The organism is Paenibacillus tyrphae (genome assembly GCF_024158745.1).
GTDB classification, from domain to species: Bacteria; Bacillota; Bacilli; order Paenibacillales; family NBRC-103111; genus Paenibacillus_G; species Paenibacillus_G tyrfis_A.
Genome location: NZ_JAMZAW010000014.1, coordinates 1 through 22,185, shown reverse-complemented (window position 1 = coordinate 22,185; position 22,185 = coordinate 1). Strand labels below are relative to the sequence as shown.

Genomic DNA, 22,185 nt, shown 5'->3' with positions numbered 1-22,185 from the left:
CTTACGTCTATCAAATATGCATCCATCCGGTCCGGTAGCCGCCATAGACTGCCGCCTGCACCTCAACGCCCCCCCGTTCGTGTGGAACCTCGCTGGATAACACCCGGTCGCCCAGGTGCTCCAGCGTTTGACGGAGCGGCACATACAGCGTCCCGTCCGCAAGCTCCATTTCAGGAAACGGGTGAATGCGCAGCTTCGCTTCGGCATCCCATTCGGCTGCAGGACGCCGTACCCTCAGCTCCTGCCGGGCCAAATCGTACTCGGCCGTAATCGCTCCATAGCGTACGATAGCCGTCCGGTACTCGGCGCTCCACTCTACGGTTCCGCCCATCGCTTCGATCAATGGTCTCAGAGGTACCCTATAGCTCCCGTCCCGAATACGGAACTGCTCCTTCGTTAAAGCAAGCGTGCGGTCGCCTAAATGCACATTCAAACGATCCGGCTCTCCCTTTTGACCGGCTTCCGTATAAGCGATGACTGCGGGCGAGCCAGGCAGCGCTTTCGGAGAGTCATCTTTGTCCGGAATATCTTCTGCAGTCCAACGCTCCCTATGTTCGTGCGCAGCGGCTAGCAGGCTGTCGAACGATTCGCGAGTTTCCGTTCTGGACCATTTCGGTTTCTCGCTAGAAAACTGTACCGGCTTCACCTCCGGAGTTAGCGTTGCGAAAGCATAGCCTTTTTGTTTAAATAACCGGATGATCCGGGGAAGTGCTTTTACCGTTTCTTCATGCCCCGAACCGTCGTGCATCAGCACAATGACCTCGTTTCCGAACGGTCCTTTTTCCACCGTACGGGCAATCTGATCCGCCGTCATCCCGGGGCGCCTTGCATCTTCGCTGTCGATGGTCCAATCGAAAATCTCGTAGCCGGCCTGCCCCAAATAATAGAAATAAAAAGCGTCAAAATTGCCGTACGTCCCGCCCGGAGCACGGATAAGACGCGGCCTGACGCCCGTCGTCTCCCGCAATATATTTTCCGTCTTCTGGACCTGCTCCCAAAATGCGCGAAAATCGGAATACAGCTCCCGGTAGACGTGGTTATACGTATGATTGCCGAGGGCGTGGCCGTCCTCCACAATACGCTTCGCTATATTCGGTCGCTCCTGCACCTGCTCGCCCAGCACGAAGAAGGTGGCCCGGACACCCTCCTCCCGCAACATGTCCAGCACCTTCGGGGTCAGCTTGCTCGGTCCGTCGTCGAAGGTCAGGTACACCGTCGGCTTCTCCGCCGGAGTATAGCTTTTTTCGATTGCCATGCGTTTGCCCGATTTCAGCTGCGCAAATAAAGCTTCCTCTCCTTCATGGCCGGGTGCCGCCCCTGCCGTGTTCGTCAAGACCGTAAGCCACAGGATCGTAAGGCCAAGCATGGATGTCCAAATGGTGCTTATCATGTGGAACGAATAAGCTTGCGGTCTGTACTTCATGAGAGATCCCTCCGTATAGTTCTATGAAATGGGTATTGATAGAATATATGGATGGTTTTTCTCTTTTATGACCGGAGCGCCGCCCCGAAAAATTCGTCGGACAACCATGGAAGAATAGATTGACAAGGGGAGTGTAACAAGGTAGAATTTTTTACGATAATGATAATCATTTTCATTTATAAAGAGAGGGGTATCATCTTTGTTTACATCTTTGCGTTCGAAATGGAAATCCGCTGCTGCGCTCTTGGCCTGCGCAACCGCATTGGGTGCGATGCTGAGCGGCTGCGGCACGGCTAACCCCCCAGCCCCGTCTAATGATACGACCCAGAAGCAGCCTGCTGCGGCAGCCGTATCCGAACTAACGATCAACCACGCGATGGGCTCTTCCAAAGTTCCCGCTCAACCGAAACGGATCGTCGTCCTGACCAACGAAGGAACGGAAGCCCTGCTTGCTCTTGGCTTTAAACCTGTGGGAGCGGTTAAATCTTGGTCCGGCAACCCGTGGTACGATCACTTGAAGAAAGATCTGGAAGGCGTCGAGGTCGTCGGTGACGAGAACCAGCCGAACCTTGAGGCGATCGCCAAGCTGAAGCCTGATTTGATCCTCGGCAACAAGCTGCGGCAGGAGAAAGTATACACGCAGCTCGCAGCCATCGCGCCGACGGTATTCTCGGAGCGTCTGCAATCCGACTGGCAGAAAAACTTCCGGGTATATGCCGAAGCCGTTAACAAAAAAGCCGAGGGCGAGCAGCTTTTGCAGCAATATGACAAACGCATCGCGGACATGAAAGCCAAAGCGGGAGACAAGCTTAATACGAAAGTATCTCTTGTTCGCTTTGTTCCGGGGAAAGCACGGCTTTATATGAAGGATACGTTTGCAGGACTTGCGCTCAGCAAAATCGGTTTCCAACGTCCGGCCGCGCAGGACAAGAACGAGTTTGCGGTCGAAATCAACAAGGAACGCCTCCCGGACATGGACGGAGATATTCTGTTCTACTATGTGTGGGATAACGATAAAAAAGAAGCGAGCGCCGTCGAGAAAGACTGGACGGGCGACCCGCTTTGGAAAAACTTAAACGTCGTGAAGAACAACAAAGTGATTAAAGTGAGCGACGATATTTGGAACTCCTCCGGCGGGATCATCGCCGCCAATAAGATGCTGGACGAAGTGGATCAATACCTGCTGAAATAAACCTGCTGCCCGTTACTCGAAAAATTGGATGCACACCGGTTTCGGTATGCGGAGCTCATGACCTGTGGGCTCCAGCCGGCCGGTGTTTTCATTTACAGCCAACGTGACAATGGAGTCCGTATTTTGATTGGCGGCCAACACGAATTTCCCGTCCGGCGTGACGGCAAAATTTCTCGGCCATGCTCCGCCGGTCGGCTCGTGCTGGATCAGCGTCAGATTGCCGTTGGTCCGGTCGATGCGATAGACGACTATGCTGTCGTGCCCGCGGTTGGAGCCGTACAAGTAATCCCCGGACACCCCGATATGAATATCGGCGCAGTAGCTCTCCCCTGCAAACCCTTCCGGCAGCGCGGACACCGTCTGGATTTCCTGAAGCGTTCCACCTTCTTGTCCGTAAGCAAACGCCGTAATCGTAGAATCGAGTTCATTAATCACATACGCATATGGAAGCACAGGATGAAACGCCATATGACGTGGACCCGCCCCGGCATGCACCTGCACTTCGCCATGTAAAACAAGCGACGGCTCTGCCTCGTTCTCTTGAATGTTGTAGATCATGATTTTGTCCGTTCCGAGATCTGTGACGTAAATGCGGGAATCTTTCAGGACGGTACAATGCGCATGAGCCGCTTCCTGCCGGTCGCTGCGAACGCTATGTCCTTCATGCCGTTTCCGATCCGCCAATGAGCCGATACTTCCATCTTCCGAGATAGGGTATAGGCTTACGCTCCCGCTTGTATAATTGGCTACGACGAGCCGCTTCCCCTCACGGTCTGTTACCAGATGGCACGGCGAAGCTCCGAAAGAAGGCTGTTTGCCGATATAGCGCAAAGCCCCGGTCTCCGCTTCCACATCGTAAGAAGCCACTTCCCCGCCTTCCTTGCCTGCCTCATCCTGCAGCTCGCTTACTGCAAACAGCCTGCCGCGTTCCGTATCTATCGTCAAGAAAGAAGGCATCTCGACCTCCGCATAAGCGCCAATGGCAGACAACTTCCCGGTTGACTTATCCATGCTAAGTACATATAAAGAATCGTTTCCGCCGCCATTATAAGTTCCTACATAGACGATCCGGCTGGATTGTTTTTCATACCGCTGCATTCACGAACGCTCCCTTGCTGGAAATTTATTGCTAAGATTTGTTTTCGCCATCCCCCGTATGCATTCCTGCTTCGCCGTCTTGATACGAATTTAAAAGCCGGGGCTGCTATGCTTTGCTCCCGGCTTTTAGACGAACATTTGCTATAAGGACCCTACTCCTGCCTGAGCGGCCTTGACGGCTTCCAGCACCTGCTCGACATGGCCCTTGATCCGAACGCCGCGCCATTCACGGACAAGCTTGCCTTGCGGATCAATGACAAACGTCGACCGCACCACGCCCATATATTCGCGTCCGTACATCTTTTTCAGCTGCCAAACGCCGAACAACTCACATACCTCGTGATCGGGATCGGAGAGCAGCAGGAACGGCAGCTCGTACTTGGCCGCGAACTTCCCATGGGACTTCAGGTCGTCCGGGCTAATCCCGATCACTTCAGTGTTCAACGCCTGGAATTGTCCGTTGTAATCGCGGAACTGGCAGGACTCCTCCGTGCATGTCGGCGTCATATCCTTGGGGTAGAAATACAGAACGACGTATTTGCCCCGAAACTGCGATAGTGTTACAGATTCCCCGCTTCCGGCTGTCAGAGTAAAATCCGGAACAGGTTGTCCGGGTTGAAGCTGCGGCATAGTTGTTCATCTCCTCAATTTTTTCTTTGTACAAGCATTATACGAAACTCCGTCGCCGCAAAACAACCTGATCCTTACCAGACCTTCTAATCCACGAAATGAAAAAGCCGCCCTCAAAAAGGACGGCTTTGCTATAAATGTTTTGAAGCTCTTATTTCTTATTGATGAATGCTTTCAGGGAAGCGTTCAGCTCATCCTTCAAGCCTGCAATGACTTGATCTTCGTTAAGGCCTTTTTCTTTCGCAATATCGGCAATCGTTTTGCCGTTGTTGAAATAAGTGCTTAACTCAGCTTCAGAGATGCCAAGTACTTTTGCTACGGACTCTTCATCGACTTGAGTTTTCAGCTTAAGCTTTTTGCTGTATGTGCCTTGCAGTTTATCTTTATAGCCACCTTTGCTGACAGCTGCAGTAACCGTATCGGTTGCTTCTTGTTTCAATTGTGTTGCTTCGCCTGCAGTGATGACCTTTTGGCTCAGAGCATTGTCAACTCTATCAATCATAGGATTGATCAATCTGCTGAGCAATTCCGAATGATTTACCCCGTGCAGATTGGCCACTTCTGCGATCGTTTTGCCTTTTTGGAGTTCATCCTTCAAATCCTCCACACTCATCTCAATAATGCCGGATGCTTGAACGACAATGGCATTCAAACCAAGATCTACGCGTTTGTGCAGCGGTATCGACATATCCGGAACGACATTATACGTAATTTCGTCATCCGCAAACGCCTTAGGAGCCGTTGCCAATCCGCCGATTCCACCAAACAATACAGCTGCTGCTACCGTACATGCCATTGCTTTTCCAGTCCATTTTTTCATGATTCTCTCCACCTTATCCTTTTTTATATTTCGAACATATGCCTTGAACATTTGTTTTGAACAAACGTTTTGAACATATGTTCAATTCCCTATGATTGGTATTCTACCACTGGATAAACCACCCTGTCAACTCGCTCAAAATCATCAATTATGTCTATTTTTTGAACGTGCCAGTTCATGGTAAGGGATTTATTGCTAGTATAGGAGTGAAATATGAACTCAACGTTACGTCAAGCTTAAAGGAAAATGAAAGAAAGCTTAAAAAAATCTTAAAACAAAGAGACTTGACTTTTTGAAATTTTCGCCGAACTGGGGACCGGCCCAATCCACTAGACGTTTGCCGCATACTATGGAGTAAATCCAAACCGAAAGGGGCCGCTTTGCATGTACGATTACGATTGCTATCCTCAGTGCCCGACCCAAACCATGTACGATCCCCCCATCCGGATATACCGGGATTTTTACCATCCCCAAATCGTGCAGGTCATCCACCCGGTTGAAATCGTCAACCGTCATCATTGCGTCCCTTGCCCGCAGCATATTTACTCGTATTCCGAGAGAGACGAATGGTCCACGGGCAAGGGGTACAAAGGGTGACCTTCTTCCCGGCTCGTCCGGGTATGCCAAAGAGGAGCTTGCCTGTCGGCAGCTCCTCGCGATCCCAATATGTTACTTGTTACATAATACTCCGTAATCTACGAGCCCGCTCCGCGGTACCGCTTCACCCCGTAATTCCACACCGTCAGCCCGAAGGTCAGGAAGACAAGCCCGACCAGCGGGGTAAGCAAGGCGAACGTTCCCCAATTCGCCCGGTCCAGAAAATAGGCGGCCGGATAAAAGCCGACGAAGCCGAACGGCAGCACCCATGTCAGCATGATGTTAAGAAGACGGTTATAGATCGTCATCGGGTATCGCCCGTAGTTTTGCAGGTTCCACAGCAATGGCAAAATGCCGGTAGGCGAATCTGAGAAAAACGACAACGATGTAAAGAAAATGTACACGCCCCCGTAAATCATGATTGAACCGAGCACCAGCACAAGCAGAATGAGCGGATCGTACCACATCATCCCGAGATCAAGCTGTGTCCAGGAATAGATCATGATGATCAGACCGACCAGCGCACTGAACAGCGAGGACGGGTCCATATTTTCCAGCATTAGCTGCACCAGATTATGCGCCGGCCGGGTCAAGATCCGGTCCATTTCACCTTTGACGATGTACCGCTCGGTGAATCCCCAGAGATTAAAAAACGTAATAAACAAGCCGTAAGGCACCATAAAATAGCCATAGATAAACAAAATCTGCTGCTCGTTCCATTCGCCGATCGCCGCGGTATGCTGGAACACGACGAGGATGAAAAATAAATTCAACCCGTTAAACAACAGATCGGACAGCACCTCGATCCAAAAATCGGAACGATAGGTGAGCCGCGTTTTCATGTAATTTTTCAAATAATTGACAAACAGGCTAGCATAGAACATGCGCCATCACCCTCCCTGTACGAACAGCCGCGTCCGCGCGCTCCGCCACAATACATAGAGCGGCACAATCAACAGCACGAACCAGACGATTTGGATGGCAAATACGTTATAAACGGCGCTACCGGCGACCTTGCCGGTAAAGACGGACCCAGGCAAGTACGTGATCGCCGGAAACGGCAGCAGATTCATCAGCTCTTGCGCCCAGCCCGGGAAGAACGACATTGGCACGACCAGGCCGGAGAACAAATCGACGGTTACCCGCTTCATTCGCATCATGCCTTCGTTGTTTTCAAGGAAAAAGGCAAACAGGCCGGTAATAATATTGATCTGCGTATTGATCAGGAAGCTGAAAAACAGCATGGCGAGAAAAATAAGCCAGGTCAGCGGATCTGACGGCAGCTGCACCGGAAACAAGAACGAGACGATCACCATGCCCGGCACGGAAAATAGAAAAAACCGGAACAAGCCTTCACCGAGACCCTGCATCATTTTGACGACGATGTAATTGTACGGGCGGATGAACTGGATCGCGACACTGCCGTCTTTGATCTCGTTCGCAATTTCCCGGTCCAGATTGTTAAAATAAAACGCCCTCGCCATCCACGATATAGCCACATAAGTCGTCATCTGTGTCACGGTCATCCCGCCGAGCAGCTCTTTCGTCCCGTAAATTGCCTTCCACAGAAAATAGTACGCCCCGATATTAAGGGCATAAATAATAATCCCGCTGTAATAATTGACCCGGTAAGCGAGCATCATCAAGAAGCGGATGCGGATAATGTCCAGATAAGCGCTAACCATGCAGCGTCACTTCCTGTTCTTCGCGCAGCTCCTTTTTCGCTTCCGCCGATCCGGATTTGTAAATTTCCCGCACGATGTCGTCCGTATTCGTTTCGAGGATTTTAATGTCCTCGATCGTCGTTATACCGACGACCCGGCTGAGCACCTCGGAGACGCTTGCCGCCTGCTGGGGAATCCATACTTTGGCCGTCAGCTCGTTATCGAGCGACCATTCCACTTGCAATCCTGCGGTCAGCTCCTGCAAACGGGGCAGCGATACCGGCTCCGAGAACCGGAGAATAACTTCTTTGCCTTTGCCCCAGCGCTCTTTTAACTCCTCAAGCCCTCCGTCGTAGATGATCCGGCCGTCGTCGAGCATAATGACCCGGGAGCACAGCGCTTCAATGTCCTGCAGATCGTGGGTTGTCAGCAGAATGGTCGTGCCGTATCGTTTGTTCATGGATTTCAGAAACTCGCGGATTTCCGTCTTGACCATAATATCCAGACCGATCGTAGGCTCGTCCAGAAACAAAATTTCCGGATTGTGAATGAGCGACGCGGCAAGCTCGCAGCGCATCCGCTGGCCCAGACTCAGCTTCCGCACAGGCCGGTTCAGCAGCTCACCAAGCTGCAGCCGCTCCACCAGCTCGTCCATACGGCTGCGGTATTCCGCATCCGGGACGCGATACACTTTCTTGAGCAGCTGGAACGATTCGATCACGCCGATATCCCACCAAAGCTGGCTGCGTTGGCCGAATACGACGCCGATGTTGCGGACGAATTTTTCCCTCTCTTTATAAGGAACGAAGCCGCCAACGCGAATATCTCCGGAAGTGGGAACGAGAATGCCGGTCAGCATTTTGATCGTGGTCGATTTGCCCGCTCCGTTCTCGCCGATGTAGCCGCAAATCTCACCCTGCGGAATTTGGAAGCTGATGTCTTTCACCGCGGCGACTTGGTTATACTCTCTCCTGAACAGGTCGCGTACAGCGCCTTTCAAGCCTTCCCGGTTTTTCTGCACTTTGAATTCTTTTCTCAGCCGATGCACATCGATGGCGAGATTCATAGGTGTAGGTCCTCCTGTCAAAATATGCCGAAGCTTGCAGGCGCGGATTGAAACCTTTTATAATAATGAAATAGTTTCCTGTCCTAACGTATGCATGTTCCTGCGGCATTGTCAAAACCTATACCCGTTATGATACACCAACCTTACGATCAGGAAAAGCGAACGCAACCAGAGGAGGGAACCGAATTCCCATGGTCCGTACGATAAAATGGCTTTTCATTTCGCTGCTGCTGCTGTTGCTTGCAGGAATCGGCTATTTTACATATTCATTTGTTCAATTTGCCAATAACATTCAAAGTCATCCCGAAACGACCAAATTCGGCGGACTTACCCCGAAGCAGCTCGGCATGTCGGACAGCTACACCCCGCCCAAATGGGAGGGCAATTCGCGGGTGAACGTACTCATTCTCGGCGGCGATTCCCGGGGACTCAAAAAGAACGAAGTTCCGCGTTCCGATTCAATTATGGTCGCCTCCATCGATCCGGTGACGAAGGAAGCGTACTTATTTTCCATTCTGCGCGACACGTACGTGAAAATTCCAGGGCATGGCGAGGACCGCATCAATACGGCACTTGCCATCGGCGGGCCGAATCTGGCCATGCGCACGGTTAGCGACCTGCTCGGCATTCCGATTCAATATTTTTTCTATACCGATTTCAAAGGCTTCATCGCGCTGACCGACGCCATCGGCGGCATTGATCTCGAGGTAGAGAAGGACATGAAATACCGCGATTCGGAAGACGGCCACGAGTACGATATCGATCTGAAAAAGGGCATGCAGCACCTTGACGGAAAAATGGCGCTGCAGTACGTCCGGTTCCGGCACGATGCGATGAGCGACTTTTCCCGCACCGAGCGGCAGCGCAAATTTTTGCAGGCCGTCGCGCAAAAAATGCAGACGACCGGATCCCTGATCCGACTGCCGAAAATATTGAACAGCATCGATCCTTACCTCGAAACGAACTTGACGACAACTGACATGCTGAAGCTCGGCACGCTCGCTTTCGAGGCCAAAACCGAGGGGATGGTCAGCCAGCAAATTCCGCCTTCCGAGCTGCTGATTGAAAAACGGGTCGGCGGCGCCGAAGTCCTCAGCGTAAACCGTACCAAGCTGCAGGATTACATCAAGGCACTGTTCGAAGGCAGGGACCCTCTGGCTCCTGCCGGCAAGGAAGGTGGCAATAAAAGCACGACCGGCACCGTACCGGCCAAAAAACAATAGCAGCTATGAACCATACGCGAGCGGGAGGCCTGGGGCTTCCCGCTTTTGACCTGAAAGGAGCACCGTTCTTATGATGGAAATGCACATTATTGACGCGTTTGCGGACAAGCCGTTTCGCGGCAACCCTGCGGCGGTTTGTTTGCTGGAGCGCTATCCTTCCGACCCATGGCTTCAGCAGGTTGCGATGGAGATGAACTTATCGGAAACGGCGTTTCTCTCCCCCCAACAGGACGGGAGCTACCAGCTTCGCTGGTTTACGCCGACGGTTGAGGTGGATTTGTGCGGCCATGCTACGCTGGCCAGCGCTCATTACTTGTGGGAAACCGGGCGGGCAGACCGCAAACAGGCTTTGACTTTTCACACACTTAGCGGCCCGCTGACGGCCTCCGTGAGCGAGGATGGCTGGATCCGGCTTGATTTTCCCGTGGAGCGGATTACCGAAACGGACGCGCCGAACCGATTGGCCGATGCCCTGGGCGGGGCCGTGCCCCGTTTTATCGGAACCAACGGGCTGGATTTGCTGGTCGAATTGGACTCGGAGGAAGCCGTGCGGGAGCTAAAGCCCAATTTTGCCATCATGGCGGAGCTTGGCGTCCGCGGCGTGCTGGTTACGGCCCGTTCGCAGGATGAACGGTACGACTTCGCCTCCCGCTGCTTCTTCCCGGCGCTGGGAATCGACGAAGATCCGGTAACCGGATCGGCCCATTGCGCACTGGCGCCTTACTGGCGGGACAAGCTGGGAAAAGACCGGATGACGGCCATTCAATCGTCTGCACGATCAGGCGTTCTTAGACTGGCGCTAGTCGATGACCGTCTTCACATCCATGGTCAAGCGGTAACGGTGCTTAAAGGCTCGCTTCTCCACCTTCCTGCAGAATGAGGCACCGATCAGATTCAGAGAAAAATTCACTGCCGGAACGCTAATCCTTTATAATGTAGATATACATAGATGGAAAGGACTTGAATCCTAATGAGCAATCCATTTGCGTCTAACGCATCCGAAGCCAAGCCCCGCACACGCTCTGCAGCGCTTTATGCGGAAGCGCTCGAGCATATCGTCGGCGGAGTCAACAGCCCTTCCCGCTCCTTCAAAGCCGTGGGCGGCGGAGCGCCCGTATTCATGAAACGCGGGCAAGGAGCGTATTTCTGGGACGAGGACGGCAACCGCTACATCGACTATTTGGCCGCCTACGGTCCGATCATTCTCGGCCACGCGCATCCTCATGTGACCTCCGCCATTGTCCGTGCGGCGGAGAATGGCACATTGTACGGTACGCCGACCGAGCTCGAAATCCGCTTCGCCCGCATGCTGAAAGAAGCGATTCCGTCGCTTGATAAGGTCCGCTTCGTCAACTCCGGTACCGAAGCCGTGATGACGACGATCCGGGTAGCCCGCGCCTATACCGGCCGGAACAAAATCATCAAATTCGCCGGCTGCTACCACGGCCACTCGGATCTTGTGCTCGTCGCCGCGGGCTCCGGCCCGTCCACCCTGGGCATACCGGATAGCGCCGGTATTCCGGTCAGCATCGCGCACGAGGTCATTACCGTGCCGTTCAACGACCTCGCCGCACTGGACGCCGCGCTGGAGCGCTGGGGCAGCGACGTGGCCGCGGTCATGGTCGAGCCCATTGTCGGCAACTTCGGCATGGTCATGCCGAAGCCCGGCTTCCTGGAAGGACTGTGCTCCGCCGCCCGCCGGAACGGCTCCCTTGTCATCTACGACGAGGTAATCACCGCGTTCCGCTTCCATTACGGCGCTGCCTCCACCTTCGCCGGGTTGCCCGAGGGCACCGATTATACAGCCATTGAGCCCGATCTGACGGCCCTTGGAAAAATCATCGGCGGCGGACTGCCGATCGGCGCTTACGGTGGCCGCGCAGAGATCATGGCGCAAGTGGCTCCGCTCGGACCGGCATACCAAGCCGGCACTATGGCCGGTAACCCGGCATCGATTTCCGCCGGGATCGCGTGCTTGGAGGCGCTACAGGAGTCCGGCACCTACGAGCGGCTGGACCGGCTCGGCGCCATGCTGGAAGCGGGTCTGGCCGAAGGGGCTCGCAAGCACGGCATCGCCCTAACCGTAAACCGCATCCGCGGCGCACTGTCGACACACTTTTGCGACCATCCGGTTACGAATTACGACGAAGCTCAAAATACCGACGGCGAGCAGTTTGCAGCCTTTTTCCGCTACATGCTGGAGGATGGCATCTGCCTGGCTCCTTCCAAATATGAAGCCTGGTTCTTGACGACGGCTCATACGGACGAAGACGTCGCTTATACGATAGAAGCGGCAAATCGCGCATTCGCCCGCATGAACGCTTAACCGAGAGATCGGCAATAAATTCCATTTATCACCCAAATCACGAACTATTATCGGAAAAAGATAATAGTTCGTTCGTTTTTTATCAACCCTCATCATTCCGCTCCGAAATTGCCTTTATTCACCAGTTATGCAAAATAGACAGCGCTTACAATTAACATTTCCCTTCAATGTTCTATTGTCTCACATGAAATTTCGTGATATTCTATAAATACTTTTAAACTAAGTAAATTCGGCTAAATGTAAGGTTTTTGCCATGTTAACTATGAAGCTGTGCGTTTGGACGGTTGGGGCGTTGTCCCTTTTATCACCCGCTTCCGCACAGCTTCTGCTGAATCGAGAAACCGAAAATCAAGTCAATTATGCAGAATAAATGTATTTTTATTCATTGCAATGATTCGTTGACTCTTTCCGCTTTCTTGCTTCACATGAACAAAGCCTTCTTTTCAGGACGAACCCGCAACTAATTTTAATGGGAGGTGACGGTCAGCCTGCTGACCACGAGAATGAATCAAGTTATGCGCAATGAAGGCCGCTTTCAGAATTTATTGGCCACCGAACATGATAGCTGCGGTATCATCTGTATTATTGAAAAAGACGGATTTCCGTCCCGCGACAACATTCAAAAGACGATCGACGCCCTCGTGAAAATGGAGCATCGTTCGGGTTTCATTAACGGGGAAGGCGACGGCTGCGGCATCCTGACCGACATTCCGCGCGCCCTGTGGGAGAAAAAGCTGACCGACGCCGGTCTCGACGGCAAGCTTGCTTATGACGAGCGATTCTCCGTCGCGCACATTTTCGTGCCGCGCAAGCTGGACATCTCCGCTCCCGATATGCAAAAAGGCATCCGCGAGCTGTTCTCCCAGTTCCAAGTCAGCATCCTCTTGGAGCAGGAAAATCAAGTGGACAGCAGCGTGCTCGGTCCGAACGGACGAAACGACGAACCGACCTTCTGGCAAATCGCAGGTCTCTGTGACAAGCAGGAAGTGAAAGTCTCCGACCATCTGTTTGAGCTTCATGTGGCGATCGAAGCCAAATATAACGTACACGTCGCCACCCTCAGCAACGTCACGGCCGCTTACAAAGTGATGGGCGCCGCCAGCATTTTGCCGAAATACTTCAATGACACCCGCGACCCGCTGTTCGCAGCGCAGGTTACTATCGGACACAACCGATACTCCACGAACACTCAATCCAGCTTCTTCCGCGTGCAGCCGTTCTCGCTGCTTGGCCATAACGGCGAGATCAATACGGTGAAAAAGATGCGGATCGAAGCCGACATGGTCGGCGTGCCCCTCGTTGACGGCGGCAGCGACTCCCAGGATATGAACCGTACCATCGAAACGTTCATTCACCGTTTCGGCCTCAGCTTGTTCGAAGCGATGGAAGTCGTTTTCCCTCCGATTCTTAACGAAATGAAGCTTTTCCGTCCGGAACTGCAGGACATGTACGTCTACTTCCGCCAAGCTTGGGGCCATTACGCGCAAGGACCGGCAGGAATCGTTTCCCGTTACGGCAACGAGTGCATTTTCAGCGTCGACGCGCTTGGTCTGCGTCCGGTATGGATGGTGGAAAGCGAAACGTCCCTGTATTTCTCCTCGGAACAAGGCGTCATTACGGTCGGCGAGATGGTCGCAGATCCGAAACCGATCGCACCGGGCGAAAAAGTCGGCGTCGTCCTGACACCGGGTGAGCATGTTCAGGTTATTCCGTATCATCTGGTGCAATCCACCGTGCTGGAGCGCGTGCAAAGCCGTCTTGGCCTTGATGGACAGCGCAAGCACTTGAATAATGAAATTCCGGCCGTCGAAGCGGCGCCTTCCGCCGACGTCACGCCTACTGATGCGCTCTATAGCGCGTTCGGATGGGACCGCGACGGCATCCAAATGATCGAAACGACCGCCGAGACCGGCGCAGAGCCGATTCGCTCGCTCGGTCATGATAGCCCGCATGCCGCGTTGAACTGGGAACGTCAGAATATTCCGGATTTCATTAAAGAAAGCGTCGCTGTTGTTACCAACCCGGCGATCGACCGCGACCGCGAGATGGAGCACTTCTCCACGCGCGTTGTCGTAGGGCCTCGCCCAGCCGTGTACAGCCAGCCGGATGATCGGCTGCGGGTAGAGCTGCTTTATCCCGTCGTGTTGGAGGGCAGCAACGGTATCGATTCTTTGGCTGAATTGAAACAGCCGAGCTACGAGCAGCTTGTCGCCATGTTCGGTGCGCAAAACGGCGATGCCGTCGCCACGTTGTCGACGACGTTCGCCCGCGGCACTTCGCTGAAGGATGCCCTGGAGCAGCTTGCGGCGGACGCCGTGCAAGCCGTGCGCAAAGGCGCTATGCTGCTTGTGCTGGACGATAGCGAGGCGCATCAGAACGACCGGCTGTGGATGGACCCGCATCTGGCCGTATCCAAAGTCGATATCGCGCTTCGCGAAGTGAAGCTCGGCTACGGCAACAACCTGCGCCGTCAAACGACGATCGTACTGCGCAGCGCGGCTATCCGCAACCTGCACGATATGGCCGTTGCTTGCGGCTTGGGCGCGGATGTGCTGTCCCCTTACATCTTGTTTACTACGGCAGCGGCAAAGGACGGTGCACCGGCGGCACGCAAAGTGTTCACCGCTTTGATGAAAGGCTTGGAGAAGGTTATCTCCACGATCGGTACGCACGAGCTTCGCGGTTATACCCGCTTCTTCTCGTCGATCGGCCTGAAGCCAGAACTCGCCGACGTACTGGATATTGTAAACTACCTGGGCAGCGATAAGGCAGGAACCGGCTTTGCCGAGCTTGAAGCCGATGCCGAAGCCCGTTACAACGACTTTGCCAATCCTAAAGCAAAAGCAGCCCGCAACTTCCGTTTCTTCCAACGGATGTGGAAAGCGCTCGGTGATGCGGCTTCCGGAGCGGCTCCGTACGAAGACTATCGCGACAAGCTGCGCGAAGAAGAAAAGAAAAACGGTATTTCCATCCGGCACGTTGCGGATTTCAATTATGAGAAAGCGCACGCCGAAGGCCGTAAGCCGCTCGACCCTTCCCAAGTCGAGATTGGCATCGGCGGCCACGATCTGCCGATGCTCATCTCTTCCATGTCCTTCGGATCGCAGAACGAGACGGCATTCCGCGCTTACGCCGAAGCCGGCGAGCGCCTGAACATGGTAACCATGAACGGCGAGGGTGGCGAGATCAAAGACATGCTCGGCCGCTATAAGCGGACCCGCGGCGCCCAAGTCGCGTCCGGACGTTTCGGCGTTAACGTCGAGCTGGCGAACGCCGTTGCCTTCTTGGAAATCAAGATCGGTCAAGGCGCGAAACCGGGCGAAGGCGGTCACCTGCCGGGCTCGAAAGTAACGGCGAAGATCGCATTGGCACGGAACGCGACCATCGGCTCCGACCTGATTTCGCCGTCCAACAACCATGACATTTATTCGATCGAGGATTTGGCGCAAATCATTTCTGAGCTGAAGGAAGCGAGCGGACGCAAGGCGAAAATCATCGTCAAAGTTCCGGTCGTCCCTGGGATCGGCACGATTGCAGTAGGCGTTGCCAAAGCGGGCGCGGATGTGATCACGTTGTCCGGTTTTGACGGCGGTACGGGTGCGGCTCGGATTCACTCCATTACGCACGTCGGTCTGCCGACCGAAATCGGTACGAAGCTGGCGCATATCGCGCTGATCGAAGCCGGGCTACGCCACAAAGTGGAGCTCTGGTCCGACGGCGGCATGAAATCCGGTGCCGACGTTGTGAAAATGGTCATGCTCGGCGCGAACCGCATCGGCTTCGGATCTATCGCAATGCAATCCATCGGCTGTACGACGTGCCGCGGCTGTCACTTGGATACATGTCACGTCGGAATCGCGACGCAAATCGACTCGATGGAAGAAGCCGAAGAAAAAGGCCTTCGCCGCTTCGTGCCTCGCGTCTACGATACGGCTGTTGAATCGCTTGTTCGTTTGTTTGGCGGGATCGGCCGCGAAGTACGGGACATCGTCGCTCAACTCGGCTTTGCAAACCTGCAAGACCTCGTTGGCCGTTCCGACTTGCTGCAGCAAGTAAGCCATCTTGAGAAAATCGATCTGTCCGACCTGCTCCGTCCGGCTCCGCTGTCCTTGGCGGCAGCACAAGAAGCTTTGGAGGAAGTCGCGGCGGCGGTATCTTCGGATATTCGCATTGCGGCAGGCGCAGAAGGCCAGCAATTTTTCCCGGATGCCGTTTCGTTCGAATCGCCGGTGGAGCGTACTTGGTCCAAAGTCGATGCGGAATCCCGTATTCTTGGCAGCCGCTATGCAAGCCATCGCGTAAGAGATCGTTTCGACGGCAGCTACGATGCGCTGCCTCCAGTAAGCATCACCATGACCGAAGGCTCCGTACCGGGTAACGGATTGGCCGCTTTCAATGCCCGCGGCGTAAACATCACGGTTCACGGCGGTGCGGAAGACGGCGTCGGCAAAATGTCGCTCGGCGGTAAAGTCGCGATTCTGAAAGCACCAAGCAAGCATAAGCAATTCATCAATGGTTCCGTGGGCAAGTCGTTCGGCTACGGCGCGCAAAAAGGCTTGTTCCTGATTCAAGGCAATGCCGATACCCGTGCTTGCATCCGGTTCTCCGGCGCAGACGTCGTATTCGGCGGCGAAATCACGGCACCGATTCAAGATGAGCTCGGCGGCATCGCAGCCCGTGCGAACTTGAAAGGCTTCGCCTTTGAATACATGACCAACGGCCGCGCTGTTGTGCTCGGCGATCCGGGTCCTTGGATTTGCGCAGGGATGACGGGCGGCGTCATTTACCAACGCCTCGTACCGGAGATGGGTCTGGATCAAGCCGCCATCGAACGCCGGGTAGCCAAAGGCGCCAAGGTCAAAATCGAACCGGTCGGTGTACAAAGTATGAAAGACTTGAGCGAGCTGCTCGGCGCATACCATGAAGAGCTCGTGAAGTCCGGGCAACCGGAAGCCGCAGCGAAAGTGGAGCATTTGCTGAACAACCTGCAAACGAGCTTCGTTCGGATCGCACCGGTCGGTCTGCAAGCCGATCAATCGGTAGCTACCGAATAAACTCGATAAGAAACAACCTTCGTAAGATCTTCATCAAAGAAAAAAGCAGCGTTACCCGAACGAACGTTTGGGAATACGCTGCTTTTTTATATGCTATAGATGATGGACAACTTAGCCTTTCGCGGCCCGGTAAGCTTCGATATATTGCGCGGCTTTTTGGGCTACCAGACTGAAATTTCCCGTTTTGACGGCTTCCGTCGTCAGATCGGAACCGATACCGACAGCCACTGCTCCCGCCTTGATCCAATCGGCGAGATTGTCCAGCGAGACGCCCCCGGTCGGCATAACGTTGGCTTGCGGAAGCGGCCCTTTGATTGCTTTGATCGTCGATGGCGAGTACAGGTTGCCCGGGAACAGCTTCACGATATCCACGCCAAGCTCCAGTGCCCGCTGAATCTCTTGAATCGTCATCACGCCCGGCATCACAGGTACGCGGTACCGGTTGCACAACGTAACCGTATCCAGGTTTAACGCCGGACCGACCACGAATTCCGCTCCGCTGAGAATACCCGCCCGTGCCGTTTCCGGATCCAATACCGTACCTACGCCGATAATCGCATACTTGGACGGATCTTGTGTCGAGCTTGAATATTTTTTGGCCAGCTTCTCGATAGCTTGCAGCGCAAACGGCACCGTCATTGTCACTTCGATAACTTTAATGCCGCCTGCGATCGCCTGTTCAGCCATTTCGACGACTTCTTCCGGCGTCTCTCCGCGCAGAACCGCTACCACGCCTTCACTAGTCAGCTGCTGCAAAAGCTTGATTTTTTTCATATTTTCTCATCCGTTCCTAATATGAAGTTAGTAGTGCATGTATTTCGTTGCATCGGATACTACCTCTCGACATGCTTTACGTTGTTTAGAAATGCCTCTACTTGCTCCCAGGTCGGAATGCCTTCCCAGTCTCCCTCCATCTGTACCACCATACAGCCGATCAGGTTACCGAGGCGGACCGCTTCTTCCAAACGATAGCCCTTGAGCAACCCAACGAAAAAGCCTGCGCAAAAACCGTCTCCTGCCCCGACCGTATCCACCACTTGCTCCGCTTTAAAATACGGCACCGAGCTTACGCGGCCTTGTTCGACGATATACGTGACGTCTTCGCCGCCTTTGACAATCGATACCGCTTTAAGCTGGCTGAGCTGGGCCACAATGTCGTCGAAGCTGTCCGTTTGGTACAGCAGCTTCAGCTCGTCCAGCCCCGGGAGGAAATAATCCGCTTCCTGGGCCAATTCCAGCAGCACCTCTCGCGCTTCCTCCAGTGACCACAGCTTCAGCCTCAAGTTCGGATCAAAACAAACCTTCACGCCATGCTTGCGGGCCAGTTTCATCGCTTCCCTGACCGTTTCCCGGCAGGTCGGACTGAGCGCTGTCGTAATACCAGTTACATGCAAATATTTAGCCTGCTTAATATATTGCTCGTCCAAATGCTCCGGCTTCAGCGTACTGGCTGCCGAACCCTTTCGGTAATAATAAACCGATGTTTTCCCGGATACCACCTCGCGGAGCATCAAGCCGGTAGGCGCTTCCGTTGTCAGCTCGACACGGGAGACATCAACGCCCTCACCGCGGATTTTTTTCATGATCATGCGGCCTAGCGGATCTTTCCCAAGGCGGCTGAACCAGCCTGCTCTGTGGCCCAGACGGGACACCCCGATCGCCACATTGCTTTCCGCACCGCCGAACAGCCCTTGGAAGCGGGACGAATATTCGATTCCCTTGCTTCCTTCCGGCATCATCAATGCCATCGATTCCCCGAATGTAATGATTTCCGGCTGAAACATCTGCTGCTGCTCCGCTCGTCCGTTCTCCGTCATTATCTCGCCATCCATCCCCCGTCCACACAAAGCACGTGGCCGCTCATGTAGTCTGAAGCCTGTGACGCGAGGAATATGATCGGTCCTTGCATATCTTCCGTAGTTCCCCAGCGCCCGGCTGGAATACGCACCAAAATTTGCGAGCTTCGCTCTTCATCCGCACGAAGCGCTGCCGTATTGTCGGTAGCCATGTACCCCGGAGCGATAGCGTTAACTTGAATGCCTTTGCTGGCCCACTCGTTCGCAAGCGCCTTAGTTACTCCGGCAATCGCATGCTTGGAAGCCGTATAGCCCGGCACATTGATCCCGCCTTGAAAGCTTAACATCGATGCAATATTTATAATTTTACCCGACCCTTGTTTAATCATTTCACGCCCAACAAGCTGTGACAGGAAAAAAACAGAGTTTAAGTTCAAATTCAGCACATCATGCCAGTCCTGCGCCGCGTGATCGGCAGCCGGTGTACGCCGAATAATGCCGGCATTATTAACCAAAATGTCAATTTTCCCAAATACGGACAACGCCTCGTCTACTACGCTCTTCAATACGCTTTCATCCATCAGATCCGCTATGATGGTGTGTGCCTTGCGGCCCATCGCTTGGATTTGCTGCTCAACCTCACGCGAACGGTCGGTGCTCGTAACGATAACGATGTCCGCGCCTGCCTTGGCCAAGCCTAAGGAGATACCCGCACCAAGACCTACGGCTCCCCCAGTTACTAAAGCCACTTTTCCGGTCAAATCAAACAAATTCATCCTCTACACCCCATTTAAACGTTTTAAGCGTATCCGAGCTTACGTTCTATTCGGATTGCTCATCCCTTTTATTATAAGTCATACTGGTGCAAACTGCTATAGCCGGGTCCAAAATGTAACCGGAACGCTAAATTTTGTAGACATTTTGTATAGCTCTAGGCGATCTCCTGGTGGTTAATGTAGAAGAACAGCCCCTATATCGAAAGGAGCTGTCCTTATGTTCAGTCTGATGTTTTTCAAAGGCCGCTTAGCCTGTCTTCGTAAATTCCCCAGAGTAAGCGTATTTCACTTCTTCGATCGTTACAGCAAAGCTGCCGGCAGGAATTTCAATCGTTTGTACCGCCCCGGACGTAGCTAAAAGCAACTGCCGCCCCATAGGGGATAAGAATGAAACATAGTTTTTATCAGGCGCGATCAAGGTTGGGAATACAATCGTAAACGTTTCCTCTAAACCGTCATCCTCATACTTTACTTTTACACTACTGCCGATCAGCACTTTGGAATATAAGGAATGCATGAACTGCACTTCATCTTGCGCCAATAGACGTTCCAAAACTGCTGTATATTGTTCGATGAACTTTTCGAGATTCGCTCGTTCCTTGCCTTGCTGAGGGCAAAAGTCATCAAGAAACGCACTGCTTTGTTCGTCAAAATAGAGCAATTGGTTAATTAATTGGGTACGGGCACCACGTCCGAAACTAGGGTTCATAGTAGATATCCCCCCCTATATACGTTCTTATCCTTCGTGAGTTCAGCCTTTGTGCTGCCATAGGACTCATATGCGTTCCTCCTTAATAAAATAAGCCCCTCGAAAGGAGCTTTAACCCATTGTATCAGAACTTTTCCACAAATGCCATAATTCCAAGCCTCTATAAACGGGAACGCCAATAGCCACAAGAACACAACAAAAAAGGCCTGTTTCCAGACCTCCTTAATTTCGAATATGACGTCCCAGGAGGGATTCGAACCCCCGACCGACGGCTTAGAAGGCCGTTGCTCTATCCAGCTGAGCTACTGGAACTTACGCATGGAGCGGGTGATGGGAATCGAACCCACGCTACCAGCTTGGAAGGCTGGAGTTCTACCATTGAACTACACCCGCATTAAAATATTGAATGGTCGGGACGACACGATTCGAACATGCGACCCCCTGGTCCCAAACCAGGTGCTCTACCAAGCTGAGCTACGTCCCGTTATAAATGCCGGTAGAGGGACTTGAACCCCCACGGTTTCCCTCACGATTTTGAGTCGCGCGCGTCTGCCAATTCCGCCATACCGGCATATCATAAATGGAGCGGAAGACGGGATTCGAACCCGCGACCCTCGCCTTGGCAAGGCGATGCTCTACCCCTGAGCCACTTCCGCAAACTAACTTTAGATTAAAACTAAAACGAGCGATTGTCAATCTTCATAAGCAAAAGTTGCGATGGAGCGGAAGACGGGATTCGAACCCGCGACCCTCGCCTTGGCAAGGCGATGCTCTACCCCTGAGCCACTTCCGCTCAATTTATTTTGTAAGAAGATGAGCCATGTAGGACTCGAACCTACGACACCCTGATTAAAAGTCAGGTGCTCTACCAACTGAGCTAATGGCTCGTGCTGAAAATACTGGGGATCTAGGATTCGAACCTAGGCATGACGGAGTCAAAGTCCGTTGCCTTACCGCTTGGCTAATCCCCAATGACTATGGGGCGATCGAAGGGAATCGAACCCTCGAATGTCGGAGCCACAATCCGATGCGTTAACCACTTCGCCACGACCGCCATATGAATTGCCATGTGGCATAAATGGTGCCGTCGAGAGGAATCGAACCACCGACCTACGCATTACGAGTGCGTTGCTCTACCGCTGAGCTACGACGGCACGGTACATAAATTAAAAATTTCGGAACCCTCGGATATTGTCCGTTTCGTTCCGAAGCTAAAAGCTTCTAAATGGCGGAGCCGACGGGATTCGAACCCGCGGTCTCCTGCGTGACAGGCAGGCATGTTAGGCCTCTACACCACGGCTCCACACAAATAAATTGGTTGCGGGGGCAGGATTTGAACCTGCGGCCTTCGGGTTATGAGCCCGACGAGCTACCGGGCTGCTCCACCCCGCGTCAGTAAGTAATTCTATGGTGGAGGCTGACGGGATCGAACCGCCGACCCTCTGCTTGTAAGGCAGATGCTCTCCCAGCTGAGCTAAGCCTCCATGGGATAATGGTGACCCGTAGGGGATTCGAACCCCTGTTACCTCCGTGAAAGGGAGGTGTCTTAACCCCTTGACCAACGGGCCATGCTATTAAATAAGAGCGATGATAAAACTCTACGGAGAGAGAGGGATTCGAACCCTCGAGACGCTTGTGACGCCTACACGATTTCCAATCGTGCTCCTTCGGCCAGCTCGGACACCTCTCCAAGAATGGCTCCCCGAACAGGACTCGAACCTGTGACAACTCGATTAACAGTCGAGTGCTCTACCAACTGAGCTATCAGGGAACGTTAACAGTTGTGGAGTATGAAGTGTCGAATCATATCC

At 53.3% G+C, this 22,185-nt stretch carries 17 protein-coding genes and 16 tRNA genes; 6 read left to right on the top strand and 27 right to left on the bottom strand.

All coding sequences use genetic code 11. The features are described 5' to 3' along the window. Window positions 1–10: 10 nt before the first annotated feature. Window positions 11–1,423 (bottom strand): polysaccharide deacetylase, encoded by a 1,413-nt coding sequence (locus tag NI000_RS20805; RefSeq protein ID WP_253413350.1) that lies wholly within the window; start codon window positions 1,421–1,423, stop codon window positions 11–13. Window positions 1,424–1,622: 199 nt separating this feature from the next. Between NI000_RS20805 and NI000_RS20800 the strand changes: the two genes are divergently transcribed. Beyond that, window positions 1,623–2,615: an ABC transporter substrate-binding protein gene (locus NI000_RS20800; protein ID WP_253413349.1), complete on the top strand. Its 993-nt coding sequence runs from the start codon at window positions 1,623–1,625 to the stop codon at window positions 2,613–2,615. A gap of 12 nt (window positions 2,616–2,627) precedes the next feature. Here NI000_RS20800 and NI000_RS20795 read toward each other — a convergent pair whose 3' ends face one another. The 3 genes from NI000_RS20795 to NI000_RS20785 all read right to left on the bottom strand — a co-directional run bounded on the left by NI000_RS20795 (window position 2,628) and on the right by NI000_RS20785 (window position 5,163). After that, window positions 2,628–3,713, bottom strand: coding sequence for a lactonase family protein (locus tag NI000_RS20795; protein WP_301292607.1), 1,086 nt, complete (start codon window positions 3,711–3,713; stop codon window positions 2,628–2,630). A 141-nt stretch (window positions 3,714–3,854) separates the two neighbouring features. Further along, complete coding sequence (bcp, locus tag NI000_RS20790) at window positions 3,855–4,343, bottom strand: thioredoxin-dependent thiol peroxidase (RefSeq protein WP_253413347.1); 489 nt, start codon at window positions 4,341–4,343, stop codon at window positions 3,855–3,857. Between the two features lie 151 nt (window positions 4,344–4,494). Further along, entirely contained in the window at window positions 4,495–5,163 is a 669-nt protein-coding gene (locus NI000_RS20785) for a hypothetical protein (RefSeq protein ID WP_253413346.1), read from the bottom strand. 384 nt (window positions 5,164–5,547) lie between these two features. Between NI000_RS20785 and NI000_RS20780 the strand changes: the two genes are divergently transcribed. Beyond that, window positions 5,548–5,760, top strand: coding sequence for a hypothetical protein (locus NI000_RS20780; RefSeq protein WP_253413345.1), 213 nt, complete (start codon window positions 5,548–5,550; stop codon window positions 5,758–5,760). Window positions 5,761–5,858: 98 nt separating this feature from the next. On the opposite strand, the gene NI000_RS20775 is transcribed toward NI000_RS20780, so the two are convergent. The 3 genes from NI000_RS20775 to NI000_RS20765 are packed head-to-tail and all read right to left on the bottom strand — an operon-like array spanning window position 5,859 to window position 8,490. Beyond that, a complete protein-coding gene (locus tag NI000_RS20775) occupies window positions 5,859–6,644 on the bottom strand; it encodes an ABC transporter permease (protein ID WP_253413344.1) in 786 nt (261 codons plus the stop codon). A 6-nt stretch (window positions 6,645–6,650) separates the two neighbouring features. Continuing rightward, window positions 6,651–7,445, bottom strand: a complete 795-nt coding sequence (locus tag NI000_RS20770) for an ABC transporter permease (RefSeq protein ID WP_253413343.1) — start codon at window positions 7,443–7,445, stop codon at window positions 6,651–6,653. Continuing rightward, window positions 7,438–8,490, bottom strand: coding sequence for an ABC transporter ATP-binding protein (locus tag NI000_RS20765; protein WP_253413342.1), 1,053 nt, complete (start codon window positions 8,488–8,490; stop codon window positions 7,438–7,440). The genes NI000_RS20770 and NI000_RS20765 overlap by 8 nt, the downstream gene beginning before the upstream one ends. Window positions 8,491–8,681: 191 nt before the next feature. Here NI000_RS20765 and NI000_RS20760 point away from each other — a divergent pair, with 191 nt between their 5' ends. From NI000_RS20760 to NI000_RS20745, 4 genes are all read left to right on the top strand, one after another. Next, window positions 8,682–9,713 (top strand): LCP family protein, encoded by a 1,032-nt coding sequence (locus NI000_RS20760; protein WP_253413341.1) that lies wholly within the window; start codon window positions 8,682–8,684, stop codon window positions 9,711–9,713. 70 nt (window positions 9,714–9,783) lie between these two features. Continuing rightward, a complete protein-coding gene (locus tag NI000_RS20755; protein ID WP_253413340.1) occupies window positions 9,784–10,593 on the top strand; it encodes a PhzF family phenazine biosynthesis protein in 810 nt (269 codons plus the stop codon). A 90-nt stretch (window positions 10,594–10,683) separates the two neighbouring features. Next, window positions 10,684–12,039: a glutamate-1-semialdehyde 2,1-aminomutase gene (locus NI000_RS20750; RefSeq protein WP_253413339.1), complete on the top strand. Its 1,356-nt coding sequence runs from the start codon at window positions 10,684–10,686 to the stop codon at window positions 12,037–12,039. A gap of 503 nt (window positions 12,040–12,542) precedes the next feature. After that, window positions 12,543–17,093, top strand: a complete 4,551-nt coding sequence (locus tag NI000_RS20745) for a glutamate synthase-related protein (RefSeq protein ID WP_253413338.1) — start codon at window positions 12,543–12,545, stop codon at window positions 17,091–17,093. A 111-nt stretch (window positions 17,094–17,204) separates the two neighbouring features. Here NI000_RS20745 and NI000_RS20740 read toward each other — a convergent pair whose 3' ends face one another. The 20 genes from NI000_RS20740 to NI000_RS20645 all read right to left on the bottom strand — a co-directional run bounded on the left by NI000_RS20740 (window position 17,205) and on the right by NI000_RS20645 (window position 22,145). Further along, window positions 17,205–17,867: a bifunctional 2-keto-4-hydroxyglutarate aldolase/2-keto-3-deoxy-6-phosphogluconate aldolase gene (locus tag NI000_RS20740; protein ID WP_253413337.1), complete on the bottom strand. Its 663-nt coding sequence runs from the start codon at window positions 17,865–17,867 to the stop codon at window positions 17,205–17,207. A gap of 59 nt (window positions 17,868–17,926) precedes the next feature. Beyond that, window positions 17,927–18,910 carry a sugar kinase gene (locus NI000_RS20735; protein ID WP_253413499.1) on the bottom strand — a complete coding sequence of 328 codons (984 nt, stop codon included), beginning with the start codon at window positions 18,908–18,910 and terminating at the stop codon, window positions 17,927–17,929. After that, complete coding sequence (gene kduD, locus NI000_RS20730; RefSeq protein WP_253413336.1) at window positions 18,910–19,665, bottom strand: 2-dehydro-3-deoxy-D-gluconate 5-dehydrogenase KduD; 756 nt, start codon at window positions 19,663–19,665, stop codon at window positions 18,910–18,912. Before kduD ends, NI000_RS20735 begins: the two co-directional genes overlap by 1 nt. Before the next feature lie 247 nt (window positions 19,666–19,912). Then, window positions 19,913–20,374, bottom strand: coding sequence for a GreA/GreB family elongation factor (locus NI000_RS20725; RefSeq protein WP_253413335.1), 462 nt, complete (start codon window positions 20,372–20,374; stop codon window positions 19,913–19,915). A gap of 238 nt (window positions 20,375–20,612) precedes the next feature. Continuing rightward, a tRNA-Arg gene (locus tag NI000_RS20720) sits at window positions 20,613–20,686 on the bottom strand. Between the two features lie 7 nt (window positions 20,687–20,693). Further along, window positions 20,694–20,767, bottom strand: a tRNA-Gly gene (locus tag NI000_RS20715). Window positions 20,768–20,781: 14 nt separating this feature from the next. Further along, window positions 20,782–20,858, bottom strand: a tRNA-Pro gene (locus NI000_RS20710). 7 nt (window positions 20,859–20,865) lie between these two features. After that, window positions 20,866–20,945: transfer RNA gene (locus tag NI000_RS20705), tRNA-Leu, on the bottom strand. 10 nt (window positions 20,946–20,955) lie between these two features. After that, a tRNA-Gly gene (locus NI000_RS20700) sits at window positions 20,956–21,030 on the bottom strand. 62 nt (window positions 21,031–21,092) lie between these two features. Then, window positions 21,093–21,167, bottom strand: a tRNA-Gly gene (locus NI000_RS20695). Between the two features lie 21 nt (window positions 21,168–21,188). Beyond that, window positions 21,189–21,261 (bottom strand) — tRNA-Lys (locus NI000_RS20690). A gap of 12 nt (window positions 21,262–21,273) precedes the next feature. Continuing rightward, window positions 21,274–21,345: transfer RNA gene (locus NI000_RS20685), tRNA-Gln, on the bottom strand. Between the two features lie 7 nt (window positions 21,346–21,352). Then, window positions 21,353–21,428: transfer RNA gene (locus NI000_RS20680), tRNA-His, on the bottom strand. A 25-nt stretch (window positions 21,429–21,453) separates the two neighbouring features. Further along, window positions 21,454–21,528 (bottom strand) — tRNA-Thr (locus NI000_RS20675). 72 nt (window positions 21,529–21,600) lie between these two features. Continuing rightward, window positions 21,601–21,677, bottom strand: a tRNA-Asp gene (locus NI000_RS20670). Window positions 21,678–21,689: 12 nt separating this feature from the next. Continuing rightward, a tRNA-Met gene (locus tag NI000_RS20665) sits at window positions 21,690–21,766 on the bottom strand. 16 nt (window positions 21,767–21,782) lie between these two features. Further along, window positions 21,783–21,858 (bottom strand) — tRNA-Val (locus tag NI000_RS20660). Window positions 21,859–21,867: 9 nt separating this feature from the next. Then, window positions 21,868–21,942: transfer RNA gene (locus NI000_RS20655), tRNA-Glu, on the bottom strand. A 33-nt stretch (window positions 21,943–21,975) separates the two neighbouring features. Beyond that, a tRNA-Ser gene (locus NI000_RS20650) sits at window positions 21,976–22,064 on the bottom strand. A gap of 5 nt (window positions 22,065–22,069) precedes the next feature. Further along, window positions 22,070–22,145, bottom strand: a tRNA-Asn gene (locus tag NI000_RS20645). Window positions 22,146–22,185 lie beyond the last annotated feature (40 nt).

Bases quoted from the DNA above. Each gene is read 5' to 3' on its own strand.
- NI000_RS20805 (WP_253413350.1), bottom strand. From the start codon at position 1,423: ATGAAGTACAGACCGCAAGCTTATTCGTTCCACATGATAAGCACCATT.
- NI000_RS20750 (WP_253413339.1), top strand. From the start codon at position 10,684: ATGAGCAATCCATTTGCGTCTAACGCATCCGAAGCCAAGCCCCGCACA.
- NI000_RS20780 (WP_253413345.1), top strand. From the start codon at position 5,548: ATGTACGATTACGATTGCTATCCTCAGTGCCCGACCCAAACCATGTAC.
- NI000_RS20735 (WP_253413499.1), bottom strand. From the start codon at position 18,910: ATGACGGAGAACGGACGAGCGGAGCAGCAGCAGATGTTTCAGCCGGAA.
- NI000_RS20725 (WP_253413335.1), bottom strand. From the start codon at position 20,374: ATGAACCCTAGTTTCGGACGTGGTGCCCGTACCCAATTAATTAACCAA.
- bcp (WP_253413347.1), bottom strand. From the start codon at position 4,343: ATGCCGCAGCTTCAACCCGGACAACCTGTTCCGGATTTTACTCTGACA.
- NI000_RS20755 (WP_253413340.1), top strand. From the start codon at position 9,784: ATGATGGAAATGCACATTATTGACGCGTTTGCGGACAAGCCGTTTCGC.
- kduD (WP_253413336.1), bottom strand. From the start codon at position 19,665: ATGAATTTGTTTGATTTGACCGGAAAAGTGGCTTTAGTAACTGGGGGA.
- NI000_RS20745 (WP_253413338.1), top strand. From the start codon at position 12,543: ATGAATCAAGTTATGCGCAATGAAGGCCGCTTTCAGAATTTATTGGCC.
- NI000_RS20770 (WP_253413343.1), bottom strand. From the start codon at position 7,445: ATGGTTAGCGCTTATCTGGACATTATCCGCATCCGCTTCTTGATGATG.
- NI000_RS20785 (WP_253413346.1), bottom strand. From the start codon at position 5,163: ATGAAAAAATGGACTGGAAAAGCAATGGCATGTACGGTAGCAGCAGCT.
- NI000_RS20760 (WP_253413341.1), top strand. From the start codon at position 8,682: ATGGTCCGTACGATAAAATGGCTTTTCATTTCGCTGCTGCTGCTGTTG.
- NI000_RS20795 (WP_301292607.1), bottom strand. From the start codon at position 3,713: ATGCAGCGGTATGAAAAACAATCCAGCCGGATCGTCTATGTAGGAACT.
- NI000_RS20775 (WP_253413344.1), bottom strand. From the start codon at position 6,644: ATGTTCTATGCTAGCCTGTTTGTCAATTATTTGAAAAATTACATGAAA.
- NI000_RS20765 (WP_253413342.1), bottom strand. From the start codon at position 8,490: ATGAATCTCGCCATCGATGTGCATCGGCTGAGAAAAGAATTCAAAGTG.
- NI000_RS20740 (WP_253413337.1), bottom strand. From the start codon at position 17,867: ATGAAAAAAATCAAGCTTTTGCAGCAGCTGACTAGTGAAGGCGTGGTA.